Here is a 15043-nt window from a genome sequence, read left to right as displayed (position 1 = left end):
ACAGGGACGGCACAGCACCCCTCGCATCCCCGCTCCGGCGGTTCCACGGGAGCGGGGATGCGCACCCACGAGCACCACACCACTCCCCCGGGCCACAGTCCACGCAGAAGACCACCGCCAAGAAGGCCTCCTCCGCGGTCGAGAAGACGATGCCCGCCAAGAAGACCACGGCGCGCAAGGCCACCCCCGCGGCGAAGAAGACGACGACACCGGCAAGGAAGACAGCCCCCGCAGCGAAGAAGGCGGCGCCCGCCAAGCGCGCTACCCGTCGCACCAGCGCGTGAACAAAACGGCCCGGGCCTGGTAGGGGCCGTCTGTCTGCTCGGTCGGTCACGGCCGCGCGGATGCGCCCGCTTGCTCAGCGGTCGATCCGGCCGCTCGCACCGTGGCAGTGCCGTGGTTCTTCCAGGTGGTGGCGCAGGACTTCGGCGAGCACGTAAGGGCGAGGGCGTTTGACGGTTCCGTGGTCGCGGTCGCGGGTCTCGGGCTGGGCTCGGACGGCGGTGAGCACGGTGGGGCAGAGATCGGCGGTGCGCGTGCCTGCGTAGAGGGCGAGCGCGGCAGCGTGCGGGTCTGTCCGACCGGGTGCGAGATCGACGGCCCAGGCGCGCCACAGGCGGGCGTCGCGCAGGTCGCCGCGGGCCGCGGTCCACAGGTGCATGCACCAGGCGGCCTGCTGGATGCCGGCGCCTGCGGCGAGTTGCCACCAGGTGCGGCCGGCGTCGGGGAACGCGAATGTCGCCCGGTCCGCGTCCTCACTGCAGGTGTGCAGCGCAGTCAGGTGGAGCAGGCAGGCGTGGACGAGCGCGCCGGCCGGGTCGATCAGGGGGTGGTTGGCCAGGCCGGCGAGGTAGACGGGGGCGGTGTCGTGGTTGACGACCAGCAGGCACAGTTCTTCGAGTTCGGCCGCTGCGCGGGCGGGGCGCAGCGCCGGTCGGATGCGGCCGGCCCGCGGGGTCGCAGGGTTGAGGACGAGCCGGTCGATGGCCTGGCGGTAGTCGTAGACGCTTTCTGCGCGGCTGCCTGGGGTGATCTCGGCGGAGGCAAGCAGGCCGTGGTTGGGGGGAGGTGTGGTGGGGGGTTGCATGCCGTCGCTGACGACAGGGGGCCATGGGCTGAGGTCGGGGTCTGCAAGTTGCTCCGTGCCGGGGTCAGTCACTGGTCCTCCGATCCGATGGCGGCGATTTCGTCGGGGTCGATGCCCAGGGTGCGGGCCAGGCGGCGGGCGTCGCGGCGCAGGCTGTGGACGGTGGCGGTGGCGGTGGCGACGCCCATCATCCAGGCGGTGTGGCGTGAGGTGCAGCCGATGATGTAGGTGAGGACGACGGCGTCGAACTGCCGCTCTGGCAGGTTCGCGATCGCGCTGTACAGGCCGATGCGCTCCTCCATGAGCTCGAAGGCGTTCCGGGCGTCCTGCCGGACCCGGGCGAAGGCCGCGGTGTCGACGAAGCAGCTGCTGCCGCCGCGGGCGTCGAGGTGGTCGTCGAGGATCTCCTTGAACACGGCCCAGATGTAGGCGTCGACGCTGGGCTGTTCCAGCGCGAGGTCCCAGCACGTCGCCAGCTCGTAAAACAGCTCGTCGACGACCCGCACCGCGTGCTCTCGAGTGCCGAGGTGGAGCTCGGCGTATTGGACGAACTGTTCACAGCGGGCTGCGAACAGGGCGAGGAACTCACCGGGCAGCCGGTCAGGCAAAGGGCAGGCGCTCGCCTGCGGGACCGCGGCCGGCCGGGGCAGGTGGAAGAGCTGCTCGGGCAGGCGTTCTGCCGGATCACCCGTGTGGTCAAACATCGGCGCCGCCCGCGGCCGAGGTGGTGCTGCCGCTCATGGATGGTGGTCCCTCCCGGCCCGCCGCCGGCAGCCCGGGTGGGCTGCGCTCGGTGCGGCTGGCTCGATCCATGTCCAGCCAACCCGGCAGGAGCCCGGATTCTGCAGGCCCGTCAGATAATGATCGCTACGGGCTGCCTCGGTCCGGTCCTGATCGACCGAGGGTCGCGCGGTGGGCTCAGGTGCTGACCCAGCCCTCGCTGTCGTGAGCTCCCTGACGAAAGCTGTTGCCACCGCCCCGAGGGCCACGGAGAAGTCGGCATCACCTCAGCGGGCTACCAGCTGTACCGGCTAGGACGCCATGAAGTCGCCCACCTTTGCGATGACCTCCCGCTGCCACGCCTGCGACTGCGGGTGCGCGTACCCGGGATCCTCGTGCACGGCGAAGCCGTGCTGCGCGCCGTCGAGTTCGTACAGCTCGGCGCCGCCGCCGAACAGCGGCCGCAGCTGACGGGACGTCTCCACGGACACGAAGGTGTCCTTCGTGCCGTGAATGATGAGGACCGGCGCCCGGACGGCCGTGCAGATCCGCTCCGGGTCGAGGTAGAACACCTCGTTGAGAAGGGCGCGGCCGGTCTCGAACGGCTGGCGGACGGAGAACCCGCGCTCGGCGAGCTTCGTCGCGCGTTCCGCGGACAGGTAGTCCTCGCTCCAGCCGGCCGCCTCGGTGATGAAGCGGTTCTGGTAGTCGATCCGGGGGTTGAGCAGCACCAGCTTCGCCACGTCGTCCGGGCGGTGCCCGGCGTGCAGGGCCGCGGCTCCGCCGGAGAACGACGCCGCAATGACGTGCACCGGGCCCGGCCGCCCGGTGTGCCCGCGCAGATGATCCGAGGCGGCCCGGATGTCGTTGGCGATACCGGCGATCGTGACGTCCGCTTTCCGGCCGTCGCTCGCCCCGTGCCCCCGCAGGTCGAACCGCAGACAGGTGACGCCGACGGCGGTCAGCCCCGCCGCCAGGCGCGCGAAGAAGCCGCCTTCTTCCCGGGTCACGCCAGCGCCGTGCGCGAGCACGCACAGGGCGACCGGAGGAGTCGGAGAAGGGGTAACTGTGCCGACCAGCGTGAGGCCGTCCAGGGACCGGAACGTGGTCTCGTAGTCAGTCATGCGCTGACCGTAACAGCGTTCATGACGGCGCCATAGATGCCCCAGCGGCTGCCAAATACCGGCAGGCGGTTCGACAATCGGACTGCAGGTGACACGTACCGTACGCCACAGGTCGGCGGCGCGTCTGTCTGCTGCCCCCGGTGGTCAGGTGGCGAGCAGGTCCTTCACCAGGGCCTGCAGGCCGGCCGACAGCGACGCCTTCACGATCACCAGGTCACCCGGGTGCAGTAGCTTCTCCAGCAGGCCGGCAGCCGCAGCGCGGTCCGGCACCAGATGGGTCTCGGCGCCGCCGTCCTCCGCGCCGGCCGCCACCGCGGCAGCGTCCTGGTCGCCGACAGCGACGACCACGCTCGTGCCGAGTTCGGCGGCCAGGGCGCCGATCGCCCGGTGCTCGGCCACGGCGGCGGCGCCAAGTTCGCGCATCTCGCCGATGACGGCGAGGGTGCGGCGCTCGCCGCACATTGCTGCGAGGGCGCGCAGTGCGGCGGCCGTGGAGTCGGGGTTGGCGTTGCAGGCGTCGTCGATGACGGTGACGCCGTCGGGGCGGTCGTGGCGCTGCATGCGGGAGTCGGTCGCCGCGACCGCGTTGCCGAGGGCGGTGGCGATCTCGGCGGGTGCCATGCCGATGTGGTGGGCGACGGCGGCGACCGCGAGGGCGTTGGAGACGTGGTGCTCGCCGAGCAGGCGCAGCGCGACCGGCGCCTGCCCGGCCGGGGTGGTCAGCATGAAGCGGGCCCGGCCGTCGGTGTCGATGGTGACGTCGGTGGCGCGGATCTGCGCGGCCTCGGTACGGCCGAACAACAGCACCGGCGCCGCCGAGCGGGCGGCCATCGGGGCAGCCAGCGGGTCGTCGGCGTTGAGGACCGCGAGCCCGTCGGCGGCGAGGGAGGCGACCAGCTCGCCCTTCGCCTTCGCGGTGTCCTCCTTGCTGCCGAACTCGTCGGCGTGCGCGGCCCCGACATTGAGGACGACGGCGACATGCAGCGGCACCATATCGGTCAGGTAGGTCAGGTGGCCGGCGCCGCGCGCACCCATCTCCAGGATGAGGAACTTCGTGTCCGGCGGGCAGGCGGCGACCGTCATCGGGACGCCGATCTCGTTGTTCTGCGAGCCGGCCGTCGCGTGGGTGGCCCCGGCTCTGGACAGCGTCTGCGCAAACAGGTCCTTCGTGCTGGTCTTCCCGGACGAACCGGTCACCCCGATCCGCGTCACGCCGGTCATCCGCGCGGACTGCCAGCGGGTGAGCTTCGCCAGGGCCTCCATGGCATCGTCGACCAGCACCGCGGGGGCGCCGCACGGCCGCGACCCCGGCACGCCCGCCGCGCCAGCGGCCACCGCCGCCGCGGCGAAGTCGTGGCCGTCCACGTGCTCACCCTCGAACGCCACGAACAGCGCGCCCGGGACGACCTGGCGGGAATCGACCACCAGCGGGCCGTCGACAACCGCCGCCGGGTCCAGGACCTCATCGAGCCGACCATCGACCACCTCGGCGAGCTGGGCCAGAGTCATCGGCTGCATGTACGCCACTCCATCCATCGGAGCGGACCTGTCCCCCGAACCTACCGCCAGGCGGGCGCACGGGCCGACCAGCCGAAACGACGCGCTTCACGCCCTTCTGGCTGGACGGCCTGCCCCCGCATGGGCAATCAGCGGTTGTTGTTGATAGTGATGGTCACGTTGCCGGCGACGCTGCCGATGCAGTTGCCGCCGACGGCCAGGCCGCTGGTGGTCGTGTTGGTGTGCAACCGGTTGCTGAGCTCCAGCAATCGCAGCTGGGCCGACAGGTCGCCGTTCGCGAAGTTGAACAGACGCTCACCGAGGTCGGTGACAGCGGCCGCCGTGATCTTGTCGCAGACGGTGCTCGCCGCCGCGTCTCCGGTCTCCGCCTCCACGAAGGCGATCTCAGCCACCTTCGTACCGTGGTTGTCCCACGCCCGCAGCGCCTCCGCCCCCTCGGGGTGGCCAGCGAACAGGCCCGCCCATCGGGTGCGGGCCACGGTGGTGAAACCGTTCACCAGCAGACCAGCGGTAACGGCGTCAGCGATGTCGTACAGGTGGTTGGGGTCAAGCATCTGCGTTCCTCTTGGGTGGGTCCGGGTTGGACACGGGCCACCATTGGGCAACGGAACGGAGCCGTGCAACGGCCATTCACCGCAGGTTGGGGCCTCGCACGGGAGGTGGGGGTAACCTACGGAGCTCCGTAGGTTACCCCCACCTCCCGGCGTCTCGCGCCAAGACCTCCCCCTTTTCACCCGTTCGGGTGAATGCTTCGCTGACTATCCATCAGATGACGCTGTGGCGGACGTCGCTGATGACCAATCGAGTGGTCAGACGGAGAAGTCGGCCCAGTCGAGGCCGGTCAAGGTGACCTGCAGGCCGCGGGCGCGGCGGCCGCCGTCCTGGAAGTAGGCGCGGCCGAGGCCTTCGGCGATGATCTGCTCCTGTTCCTGCCGGGTGGCGCCGCGGTCGCGGGCGGCGAAGAGGTCGCGGGCGACCGTGCCGGGCAGGCGCTGGGTGACGATCCGCTCGCGGGGGTCGTCGGTGGACAGGCCGGCCGAGGTGTAGCCGAAGGAGGCCATGACCTCGACGGTGAAGCCGCGGGACTCCGCGGCCTCCCGGACGCGCTGCTTTACGCGGGGCTGCCAGCGTTCGCGAACGGCGTCCTCGACCTTGCGGGCGTTCTCGGTGCCGATGCCGGCGCCCTTGCGCCACCGCTCGACCGAACGGATCGAGACACCGAGGTGGTCGGCGACAGCCCGGGTGCCCTTGTACTGGCGGACCAGGAAGTTCACCCGGCCCTGCAAGGTCTTCGGGATGGGCTGGGTCTGCATGGCCCGTTCCAGGCCGCGGTCGATGGCGTCCACTCAGTCACTCCCCCTCGGCGACGGCGTCGCCGCCCTTGACGTGTCGGCCCGGGTTGGTGTCGTCGGCGATCAGCTCGAGTGCCCAGTCCATGGTCCGGGTGCCCTCGTGCTTGCACAGGCCGGGCGAGATGCCGAGCCGCCACACCGTCGTCAGCGCCCCATCGGGTGCGCGGAGCAGGTCCAGGGCGGAGGGGCCGGGGGACGGGTAGACGGTGCAGTCGGACAGGATCGCGAGCGGGAACTGCCCCGTCGCCTGGGCGTGGCGGCGGATCTTGCGGTGCTGGTTGACGGTCGCGGTGTCGATGATCAGCGCGCGGTTCAGCGGGTCCCAGGTCGGGCGCTCGAGTGCGGGCCAGCGCTGGCCGGGCCGGTAGGTCGCGCCGCGGGGGCGTTCGCGGAGCTTGCCGACGCCGCCCTTCGCGGTCGCCTTCACCGCGGCGAGGATCGCGAGCTCGATCGGGTCGCCGTTCTCCTGCAGGCCAGCCATCGCGGCCAGGAACGCCTCAGGGTCCTGCTCGCCGAGGTTCAGCGACACCCCCAGCCTGTCCATGGTGGTGAGGTAGGCGGCACGCAGGTGCTTGTGCCAGGGGTCGAGCCACGGCCCAAACTCGTGCCGCAGCCAGCCCTCGGTCGGCGTGACGGGGATGCCGAGTTCGCGGGCGTAGGCGACCTTCGGGGTGGTGTACCAGGCGGGGCCGGTCGGCGGCAGGCCGTCCGGGGTGAACGGGTTCGGCAGCCGCGGATCCAGCTGGGCGGTGGAGAAGTCGCACTTCCAGCTGCCGGGGATCTTCGGGTCGAAGACCGGGTTGAGCTCGTGCACCGGCTCCGACAACGCCATGGTCAGGCGCCCGGCCGCGGCGAGGAACGCCGTGTTGATGTCCAGGCCCACCACGTGCGGCAGCACCCGCTCCGCCTCGCCGATCGCCTCGACGGGGCGGATCCAGTCCCACGCCTCGGTGACCAGAACATCCCCCGGGTCGCGGTCCTGCGCCACCGGGTGCTCTCCCGGGGCCTCCGGCGGCGCCGGATCGAACGCGAAAGAGCGCGAGCCCTCCACCAGGCCGGACGTCCAGCCCGTGTCGGTGCGCACCGCGCGGGTCGGCGGGCGCAGCGCCTCCATCAACGAGAGGCCGGTGACGGCGGTGGAGCCGCGGGGGGTCATGACGCGCTCGGCGTAGCCGCCGAGGAGCGCGGCGAGGGCGGGGGCGTCCAGGCCGGTGGGGATGTTCCAGCCGGCGGAGGTGAGGGCGGCCCAGGCGGGGATGCAGTACTGGACGCAGGCGCGCTTGGCGCCGTCGGGGGTGCGGTAGACGCGGGCCCAGGGTCCGAAGCCGCGCTGGGTGAGCTGCCACCCGGCCTTGGTCAGTGACTTGACGGCCTTGTGGCTGTCGGGCAGGCGGCCGAGGCGGCGTTCGAACTGGCCGGGTTCGGTGCCCATCGGGGGCAGGCCGAGGAGGGCGGCGGCGTCGTCGGTGAGGACGATCAGCGGGTCGCCGTCCTTGCCGTGCTTGTGCAGTCGCGCCTCGCCCAGACCGGCCGTGAGCGTCCACTCGGTGAGCTCCGGCAGCGTCATGACGGCGGGGATGTCCAGGACGCGGCCGTCGACCAGGTGCGCGACCAAGCCGCGCCCGGACGGCGCCGGGTCGACGACGGCAAGCGGCCCGTTCGGGAACTTCGCGGCCGCCACAGCCCGGGCATCGTCCACCGCAGCACGGGCCGGCGCCTTCCGCGCCAGGCGTGCACCGGGACGCAAGGCGGCGGCCGGGCGGGCCGACCGGGTAGGCGGGGACTGGCGCGGGGCCGCGGGAGCGGTAGTGGGCGCGGAGGTCTCGCCGTGGGTGGCCGTCGATGCCGCGGCGGGGGTGGGGACGGTCGGTTCGGGGGCCTGTGCGCAGAAACCGCCGCCCACGTGCACCGGTCGGCCGGTGGCGCGGAAGATGCTGGGGCGCCCGCACCAGATGCAGGGCTGCGGCTCACCGGTGACGAGGTCACCCGAGGGGGTGCGGTCCATCTCGACCGGCCCGGCCAGCGGCGCCGGGGCGGCGGACGGGCTCTGCACGGGCGCCGGGGACTGAGCCGGGGCGTGCACGGGGGCCGGGGCGGCCACGGGTCGGGACGGGGGCAGCAGGCGGGCGGCCATGCCCTCCAGCAGCTTGGCGTAGGCGGCGCGGGCCTCGCCCTGCGGGTCGCGCTGGCCGGACTCCCACGCGGTGAACGTGCTGGTGCTGATACCGAGGGCCTTCGCCGTCTCGGCCTTCGTCAGCCCGTACTCGGTACGCAGCCACTCGCGTTCGGCGGGCTCGGGCAGCGCGACGGCGCGGCGCGGGCCGGCGCCGAGGAGCGCGTCGATCGCGTCCGGGGTATCGGTCATCGGTCAGTCCTCCGCGGTGCGGGCCGGCAGCGGTGCCCGGCCGGGGTCGGCGTCGAGGAAGGTGCGCAGGGCGGCGCCGGTCATGATCCGGGCGGGGTTCCGGCCCGGTGGGAGCGGGAGGCGCTCGCCGAGGGCCCAGCGGAAGCGTTCGGCGGGCGCGAGGTCGAAGGCGTACTTGCCGCCGGCCTGCGGGTCGGGTTCGGCCCTGCGGATCTCGAACGCGCCGACGCAGACGCCGCCGTCGACGAACGCGAGGAGGAAGTCGCCATGGTCGGCGATGGTCTGCTCGCCGAACCGCCACCAGCGGGACGCGGCCTCCAGGACCGTCTCCCCGCCTCTGAGTGCCTGCCGGACGTCCACTGCGAGCACGAGACCCTCCCCAAGCCAGGACATGGTTAGCCGAACGATGCAATCGTAACGTAGCCGGGCCTGCCGGGGTTGGTAGCGGGGACAGGATTTGAACCTGCGACCTCTGGGTTATGAGCCCAGCGAGCTACCGAGCTGCTCCACCCCGCGTCGGTGATCACGACTGTACGGCACCGCACCTGAGCATGGGAAATGCATTGCGGCTCGGTGCCGCACCTCGACGGCCCCGCACCCGCGCCCCAGCGGTTGGGGTGAACACGTACCTGAGGCCGCGACAAATCTGCGCGTCGAACGGTTGTCTCCGTGTTCCGCGCTGGCTACGGCAACAAGAAGAGCGTGGTCAAGGTCCCAGGCAACGGGAAGGGCAGCACCGAGGGATGAGCGACCCGAGCAGCATCTGGGACGGCGGCCGCGCCTGACGGCTGTCCCTGTGCTCGATGTCACGTCCGGGCTGCGTACGAGTTGTACGGCACGTACGGGAAGTGGCGTCTCGCCGCAGGGTGCCCTACCGATGCCCCGTGGCTGTCCAGCCATGTCGCACGGGTCTGGCCTGCCGGGCCGGATCAGCTCCCTCGCGGGTGGAGATCCGGCCCGGTGGCGCGGGAAGTTCGGGCCGGCTCACGGAAGGAACTGGGTGAGCGCTCCGGCGACAGCGGCGGCGAGGGTGAGGACGGCGGCGAACGTGGTGGCCGCACGCATGATTGCGCGGGGGTAGGTGGCGCCGTCGAGGCGGGCGAGCACACCCGCCGCCGCGGCGGCCAGGAGTGCAAGCACGACGACCAGGGCGGTGGTAAGCAGAACGACGGCGGTGCGGTTCACGGCGGTCTCCCGGAGGAAAGAGGGATGTTGACGTGACCGAAGGTCGCGAAATCGTTGTTCGCCGTGGTCCGGCCGGACGAAGACGAACACTGCCGAACACACGGGACCAGGAGTTCAGTTGGGTAGGGAGCACGACGAGCGGGAGGCGGCGCTCACCGAGCTGCGCAAGCAGCTGGCGGACGCGCTGGCCCGCAAGGGCCTGACGAAGACCCAACTCGCAAAACAAGCCGGTCTCGGGCGCACCACCGTACAGGAGGCCTTCCAGGCCGGCGGGCCGGTGCCGAGTCCCGCGACGGTCGCTGCTCTGGCCGGCAAGCTGGGTCTGCCGGCCGATCCGCTGCTGCAGCTTCAACGGAGAGCAGACGGCGATGAGGAGCACGTCGGTGCGGCCGAAGTGGGTAAGCCGATCGGGCAGTGGGATCCTCACGACTTGGAGGTCCATCCCGCCGCAACCGCCCCTGCGGCAATCGTCGGCGATGCCCGACCACTGCGGGCGACGGTACTGTCCGGCTACGTTCCCCGCGCACACGACCGCGTTCTGGGAGAGGCGGTGCGCGAAGCCGCGGAGGGCGAGAGCCGGATGCTGGTCCTGGTCGGGTCCTCCTCCACCGGCAAGACCCGTGCGTGCTGGGAGGCCGTCCAACCGCTCGCCGCCCTGGGCTGGAGGCTGTGGCACCCGCACGACCCGGGCCGGGCCGAAGCCGCGCTCGCCGCATTCGACCGCGTCGCTCCCCGCACGGTGGTGTGGCTCAACGAAGCCCAGCACTACCTCGGCCACCCTCAGGACGGCGAGCGCATCGCGGCCGCCCTCCGCTCCCTCCTCGCCGATCCCGAATGCCGGCCGCTTCTCGTGCTGGGCACCCTGTGGCCCGAGTACGTCGACACCTACACCGCCCTGCCCCGACCCGGCGAACCCGACCGGCACAGCCGGGTCCGCGAACTCCTGAGCGGACACACTCTTACCGTCCCCGACACCTTCGACCAGGAAGCGCTCCTCGCCGCCACCGCCCTCGCCAGAGACGGCGACCGGCTCCTGGCCGACGCCCTCACCCGCGCCCGCACCCACGGCCGTCTCACCCAGGACCTCGCCGGCGCCCCCGAACTCCTGCGCCGCTACGAACACGGCACACCCGCCGTCCGAGCCCTGCTGGAAGCCGCGATGGATGCCCGCCGCCTCGGCGTCCAACTCCACCTCCCACAGGCCTTCCTCACCGACGCCGCCGCCGACTACCTCACCGACCACGACTGGGACCAGCTCACCGACGACTGGGCCGAAGCCGCCTACGCCGACCTCGCCCGCCCCGTCCACGGCAAACAAGCACCCCTGCGCCGCACCAACGCCCGTCCCCCACGCCGCCCGCCAGGCATCCCGGCACCGGTCACAATGCCGCCCGCGCCAGCCGCGGGGCCGGTCTTCCGAATCGCCGACTACCTGGAACAGCACGGCCGAACCACCCGCCGCAGACTCTGCCCACCCGCCTCCTTCTGGCACGCCGCCCACACCCACCTCACCCACCCCGACGACCTCGGCAGCCTCACCATCGCCGCCGATGAACGACACCGGCTGCAATGGGCCCACCACCTCCGGCTCAGGGCCGCCGCCGCGGGCAGCACCACCGCCCTCACCGCCCTGGCTCAAATTCGGGCAAAGGAGGGTGATCAGGAGGGCGCCGAAAAGCTCTACCAGCAGGCCGCCGACGTCGGCACCGTCGCCGCCCTGAACACCCTGGCGCACATGCGGGAGAAGGCGGGGGACTGGAAGGGCGCCGAAGCCCTCCATCGGCAGGCCGCAGACGCCGACAACGACTCGGCCATCCTGAGCACCCTGGCGTACATGCGGGGGAGGGCGGGGGACTGGAAGGGCGCCGAAGATCTGGCCCAGCAGGTCGCCGCCGCTGGCGACCCCGACGCCCTGGGCACTCTGGCCAAGATGCGGGACAGGGCGGGGGACTGGAAGGGCGCCGAACACCTCTACCGGCAGGCCGCCGACGCCGGCTACCCCGTTGCCCTGTGCGCCCTGGCCAAGATGCGGCAGCGTACAGGCGACCGGGAGGGCGCCGAAAAGCTCTACCAGCAGGCCGCCGACGTCGGCACTGTCGCCGCCCTGCGTGCCCTGGCGTACATGCGAGAAAGGGCCGGTGACCGGGAGAGCGCCGAAGACCTGGCGCGCCAGGCCGCCGACGCCGGCTACCCCGCCGCCCTGAGTTACCTGGCATACATGCGGGAGAGGGCCGGTGACCGGACGAGCGCCGAAAACCTCTACCGGGAGGCCGCTACCGCTGGCCACACCAGCGCCCTGCAGGAACTGGCGGTGCTGCGGGAGAACGCGGGCGACCGGGAAGGCGCCGAAGACCTGGCCCGCCAGGCCGCCACGGTCGGTAACATCAGCGCCCTGCACGGACTGGCGGTGCTGCGGGAGAGGGCGGGTGACCCGGAGAGCGCCGAAATCCTCTATTGGGAGGCCGCTACCGCTGGCCACACCAGCGCCCTGCAGGAACTGGCGGTGCTGCGGGAGAACGCGGGCGACCGGGAAGGCGCCGAAGACCTGGCCCGGCGGGCCGCCGACGCCGGCCACACCGACGCCCTGAGCACCCTGGCCGAGATGCGGGAGAGAACGGGCGACGCGGAAGCCGCCGAAAGCCTGGCCCGGCAGGCCGCCGCCGCTGGCGACAGGACCGCCCTGAGCAACCTGGCGGCGCAGCGGGCGAAGGCAGGCGACCTGGAGAGCGCCGACAACCTCTACCGGCAGGCCGCCGACGCTGGTTGGCCCCGCAATCTCTCAGAGCACTGGCCCTTTGGTCTGGACCCGGACGGTTCGCCGACTCCGGCCTGGCGCTGACCAGCACGCTCCGCCAGCAGATGTGGGGTGCACTGGTCAGCCGCCCGGTCCGCTTCGGCCTCGCCGTCGGCTCAACCGTGGCCGGAAGGCGAGGCCGGGAGTCCGGCGCTTGGGCCGCGGCACCCGGCCACGACGCGGCCACCACCAGCGCGCAGCCGCTGCGCGCGCCACCGCGAGGAGCCGTGCGGCGAGCGGGCCGCCGACGGTGCCGGTCGGGCGCAGCAGCATGACGCCGACCGCGTCGGCGAGGGCGGTCGCGACCTCGGGCCAGCGCTCCCCCGGGTTCTCGGCGAGCAGCAGCCGGTCGAGGGCGCCGCCGAGCTCGGCGGCGGCGCCCAGACCCAGGCCCTGCAGGCCGACTGCTGCGCACCAGGTGCCAGCGGTGGTGGCGGCGGCAGCGAGGGCGAGCATCAGCGAGGTGTCCCCGCCGACCGAGACGACGGTGCCGGGGCGCAGGCCGCGTTCGGGCAGGAGGCCGTGGAGGGCAGGCAGGACCGGAACCAGCGGTCCCGGCCGGGACGGCTGGAGCTGGGCCGCCAGGGCGCTGAGCGTCGTCTCCACGAACATGGGATCGAACAAATTTTCGTAGACCGCGAGTTCGAATTTGGTGTGTCGCCGAATCGTCACCCCGTGAGCAGGGGCGCAGCTGACCCGGGACGCCGCGCACACCGCGGGAGCTATCCCCGCGGGTGCGGAGCCGACACGTCCTTGATCGCTCGAGCGTACTGGCTGCGCGAGCTATCCCGCGGGTGCGAGGCCGACCTCGGCGTCACGCCGGACATGCCAGAGGAGAAGGAGCTATCCCCGCGAGCGCGGGGCCGACTCGTCGACTCGCGTGGTCCAGTCGCCGAGCTGGGGAGCATCCCCGCGAGCGCGGGGATGCTCCCGCCTACTCCCTTGGCGCCGTCCGTGCGAGCCGAGGCGGTGCTGTGCTGCTGCGCACCGCTGCGAGTTCGCTGGCCATGCCGAGCACGGGAACCGGTCTCCCACGCCGACCACTCCACCGCTCGCCGACAGCCCCCGTTACAGACAGCTCCGCCAGCAGATGCGCGACCAAGCCATCGCCTGCCAGGTCCCACTCGACCAGGCCACCGCCAGCCCTGCCGCCGCCCGCGACCAGTAGTTCCGGGGGCACCGAGGCTGGCTGCGCGAGTCTGAAGCAGCCCGGCCCACCACCGCCGAGGAGAGCCAGCACCACGACACCGACAACCGTGCCCACACCCGTGAACAGCTCGCCCGCCACCACGCCGCCCTCGCAGCAGCCAGAGCGCAGCGGGGCGGTGCCGTCCAGCCGCGCCATGTCTGGAAGCCGATGCCCGTAGTGCCCCACTCCATCCCGCTGCGAACCAACCGGGGGCGGGGCGTCGCGCAACGGTGCTTTCTGATGGTCCCGACTGTTCGCTCGATGCCGAGTAGCCTCACACCGAAGGATTGGAGTGCCGCCATGGGTCAGCCTGTGGGCGACGGAGCCGAGCTCATCCCCGGCCTGAGCAGAACCCCGCCGTGCTCAAGGCCGCGCTGGCGGTGGTCGCTGCGGACTGCCTGCCGGAGATGATCCTGACCGAGACCGAGCAGGGGTTGTTCACCCGGCCCTGGCCATAGTCGCAACAAGGCCGTTTGCCCCAACCAAAAGGGCGAGACGGGCGTCAATGTCACTCAGCTCCGTCTCAGATCACCTGGAATTGATCGTCGTGACCGGCCTCGGGTCCGGCGCCCGCGCGGAACGCCGGGTAGCCCGGCAGCTCGGGCACGTCCCACCCTGCGGCGAGCTCGAAGAGCAGTAGCCGCATGGTCGCGGTGAAGGCCGGATACCCCGTCAGCTGGAGCGCGCTTGTCCAGCGGTGTCGCAACACCTGACGGCGGGTGGGCACCGGCCGACGGGTGCGGTGCATCCGCCCGTCCTCGGGCAGCGCACGGCGCAGGAGGCGCAGCGTCGTGTCGATCGTCCAGATCACCACCGCCTGTGCCATACCGGCCTGCCAGAGCGCCTCCTCGGCCAGGTCCGGATACTGCGTCACCACCTCGGACCGGTAGGACTCCTCGATCCGCCGGGCCAGGTCGGCCGGCAGCCGGTAGACGCACCAGCAGCTGGAGAACGGCATCCGGCAGTAGGCGGCGGTCAGGAAGACCGACTGATAGCCAGATACCTCGAAGTCGATCAGCCGTAGGCCTTCTGCGGTGATCAGGTTGTTGTCGGGGCAGGTGTCCCCCGGGGTGAAGCCGGGGTATCGCTCGCCGCCGGCGGTGCCGACCGCGGTGAGCTCGTCGGCCAGCCCGGGTGGGGCGGTCAAGCCGCACTCGGCGAGCAGGTCGAGGAAGGCGTCGACGTTCTGCCGCTGCCACGGCTCGTCCTCCCAGTTCGGCAGGCCCTGATCGTGGTGCTCCCAGAGAGTCGCGAACTCGGCGCGCCGCGGCACTGAACAGGCCGCCAGCCGGCCCAGGCCGCGGGCCCACTCCAGGAGGCCGCGCTCGGCGGCCTTCGGGTCAGTGCCCAGCAGCAGGTCCGCCAGGGTGGGCGCGTCTCCCAGGTCCGTCATCACCAGCAACCGTCGCTCGAGGTCCGCGGCGAGCAGCTCCGGTCCGGCCAGGCCGAGCGAGAGGCCGGCGGTCTCGCCGGTGTATGCGCGCCGTGCCTCAGGCTCGTCGGCGAACGCCTTGACGATCACGCTGCCGCCGGTGGCCGTCCGGCAGCGCAGCACGGTGCTCCGCGAGCTGCCGCCGAGATCGACGGGGTACCGCAGAGACTGGCCCAGCAGCGCGCCCGCGGCGCGGATGATCTCGTCCACCCCGGCATCCTGCCAACCTGCCGATCCAAGCTCACCTGATTATGCTCCGGCTCGGGGTGAGCCGGGC

At 72.1% G+C, this 15043-nt stretch carries 13 protein-coding genes and 1 tRNA gene; 1 reads left to right on the top strand and 13 read right to left on the bottom strand.

The features are described 5' to 3' along the window. From IE98_RS51735 to IE98_RS0140470, 11 genes are all read right to left on the bottom strand, one after another. A partial coding sequence (locus IE98_RS51735) for a hypothetical protein (protein ID WP_030277626.1) occupies window positions 1-256 on the bottom strand: 256 nt, incomplete at its 3' end. A 102-nt stretch (window positions 257-358) separates the two neighbouring features. Next, window positions 359-1087 (bottom strand): hypothetical protein, encoded by a 729-nt coding sequence (locus IE98_RS45555; RefSeq protein ID WP_052391591.1) that lies wholly within the window; start codon window positions 1085-1087, stop codon window positions 359-361. Window positions 1088-1155: 68 nt separating this feature from the next. Beyond that, window positions 1156-1791 (bottom strand): hypothetical protein, encoded by a 636-nt coding sequence (locus IE98_RS0140510; protein WP_159401235.1) that lies wholly within the window; start codon window positions 1789-1791, stop codon window positions 1156-1158. 327 nt (window positions 1792-2118) lie between these two features. After that, window positions 2119-2931: an alpha/beta hydrolase gene (locus IE98_RS0140505; protein ID WP_030277619.1), complete on the bottom strand. Its 813-nt coding sequence runs from the start codon at window positions 2929-2931 to the stop codon at window positions 2119-2121. A gap of 144 nt (window positions 2932-3075) precedes the next feature. Then, complete coding sequence (locus IE98_RS0140500) at window positions 3076-4449, bottom strand: UDP-N-acetylmuramoyl-tripeptide--D-alanyl-D-alanine ligase (protein ID WP_030277618.1); 1374 nt, start codon at window positions 4447-4449, stop codon at window positions 3076-3078. Between the two features lie 128 nt (window positions 4450-4577). After that, entirely contained in the window at window positions 4578-5003 is a 426-nt protein-coding gene (locus tag IE98_RS0140495) for a hypothetical protein (protein ID WP_030277617.1), read from the bottom strand. Window positions 5004-5258: 255 nt separating this feature from the next. Continuing rightward, window positions 5259-5795, bottom strand: a complete 537-nt coding sequence (gene tpg / locus IE98_RS0140490) for a telomere-protecting terminal protein Tpg (protein ID WP_030277616.1) — start codon at window positions 5793-5795, stop codon at window positions 5259-5261. Window positions 5796-5799: 4 nt separating this feature from the next. Next, a complete protein-coding gene (gene tap / locus IE98_RS0140485) occupies window positions 5800-8166 on the bottom strand; it encodes a telomere-associated protein Tap (protein ID WP_030277615.1) in 2367 nt (788 codons plus the stop codon). Window positions 8167-8169: 3 nt separating this feature from the next. After that, the gene (locus IE98_RS0140480) at window positions 8170-8535 is read right to left on the bottom strand and encodes a hypothetical protein (RefSeq protein ID WP_030277614.1); all 366 of its coding nucleotides are present in this window, start codon (window positions 8533-8535) and stop codon (window positions 8170-8172) included. Window positions 8536-8605: 70 nt separating this feature from the next. After that, window positions 8606-8682, bottom strand: a tRNA-Met gene (locus IE98_RS0140475). Between the two features lie 468 nt (window positions 8683-9150). Continuing rightward, on the bottom strand, window positions 9151-9351 hold the full coding sequence (locus tag IE98_RS0140470) for a hypothetical protein (RefSeq protein ID WP_030277612.1): 201 nt from the start codon (window positions 9349-9351) through the stop codon (window positions 9151-9153). Window positions 9352-9469: 118 nt separating this feature from the next. Between IE98_RS0140470 and IE98_RS0140465 the strand changes: the two genes are divergently transcribed. Beyond that, entirely contained in the window at window positions 9470-12190 is a 2721-nt protein-coding gene (locus tag IE98_RS0140465; protein WP_030277610.1) for a helix-turn-helix domain-containing protein, read from the top strand. Between the two features lie 36 nt (window positions 12191-12226). Here the strand turns inward: IE98_RS0140465 and IE98_RS43950 are convergent, their stop codons facing one another. Both IE98_RS43950 and IE98_RS0140445 read right to left on the bottom strand, forming a co-directional pair. Beyond that, complete coding sequence (locus tag IE98_RS43950; protein WP_052391590.1) at window positions 12227-12757, bottom strand: hypothetical protein; 531 nt, start codon at window positions 12755-12757, stop codon at window positions 12227-12229. Window positions 12758-13857: 1100 nt separating this feature from the next. After that, complete coding sequence (locus IE98_RS0140445) at window positions 13858-14976, bottom strand: hypothetical protein (RefSeq protein ID WP_052391589.1); 1119 nt, start codon at window positions 14974-14976, stop codon at window positions 13858-13860. Between the last annotated feature and the right edge of the window lie 67 nt (window positions 14977-15043).

Origin of the sequence: Streptomyces sp. NRRL B-24484 (assembly GCF_000717715.1) — a bacterium.
In the GTDB taxonomy this organism is placed as follows: domain Bacteria; phylum Actinomycetota; class Actinomycetes; order Streptomycetales; family Streptomycetaceae; genus Kitasatospora.
Note: the sequence above shows the minus strand (reverse complement) of the source record. Positions and strands in the feature narration are given on the sequence as shown.

Bases quoted from the DNA above. Each gene is read 5' to 3' on its own strand.
- IE98_RS45555 (WP_052391591.1), bottom strand. From the start codon at position 1,087: ATGCAACCCCCCACCACACCTCCCCCCAACCACGGCCTGCTTGCCTCC.
- IE98_RS0140505 (WP_030277619.1), bottom strand. From the start codon at position 2,931: ATGACTGACTACGAGACCACGTTCCGGTCCCTGGACGGCCTCACGCTG.
- IE98_RS0140495 (WP_030277617.1), bottom strand. From the start codon at position 5,003: ATGCTTGACCCCAACCACCTGTACGACATCGCTGACGCCGTTACCGCT.
- IE98_RS0140510 (WP_159401235.1), bottom strand. From the start codon at position 1,791: ATGTTTGACCACACGGGTGATCCGGCAGAACGCCTGCCCGAGCAGCTC.
- IE98_RS0140500 (WP_030277618.1), bottom strand. From the start codon at position 4,449: ATGCAGCCGATGACTCTGGCCCAGCTCGCCGAGGTGGTCGATGGTCGG.
- tap (WP_030277615.1), bottom strand. From the start codon at position 8,166: ATGACCGATACCCCGGACGCGATCGACGCGCTCCTCGGCGCCGGCCCG.
- IE98_RS43950 (WP_052391590.1), bottom strand. From the start codon at position 12,757: ATGTTCGTGGAGACGACGCTCAGCGCCCTGGCGGCCCAGCTCCAGCCG.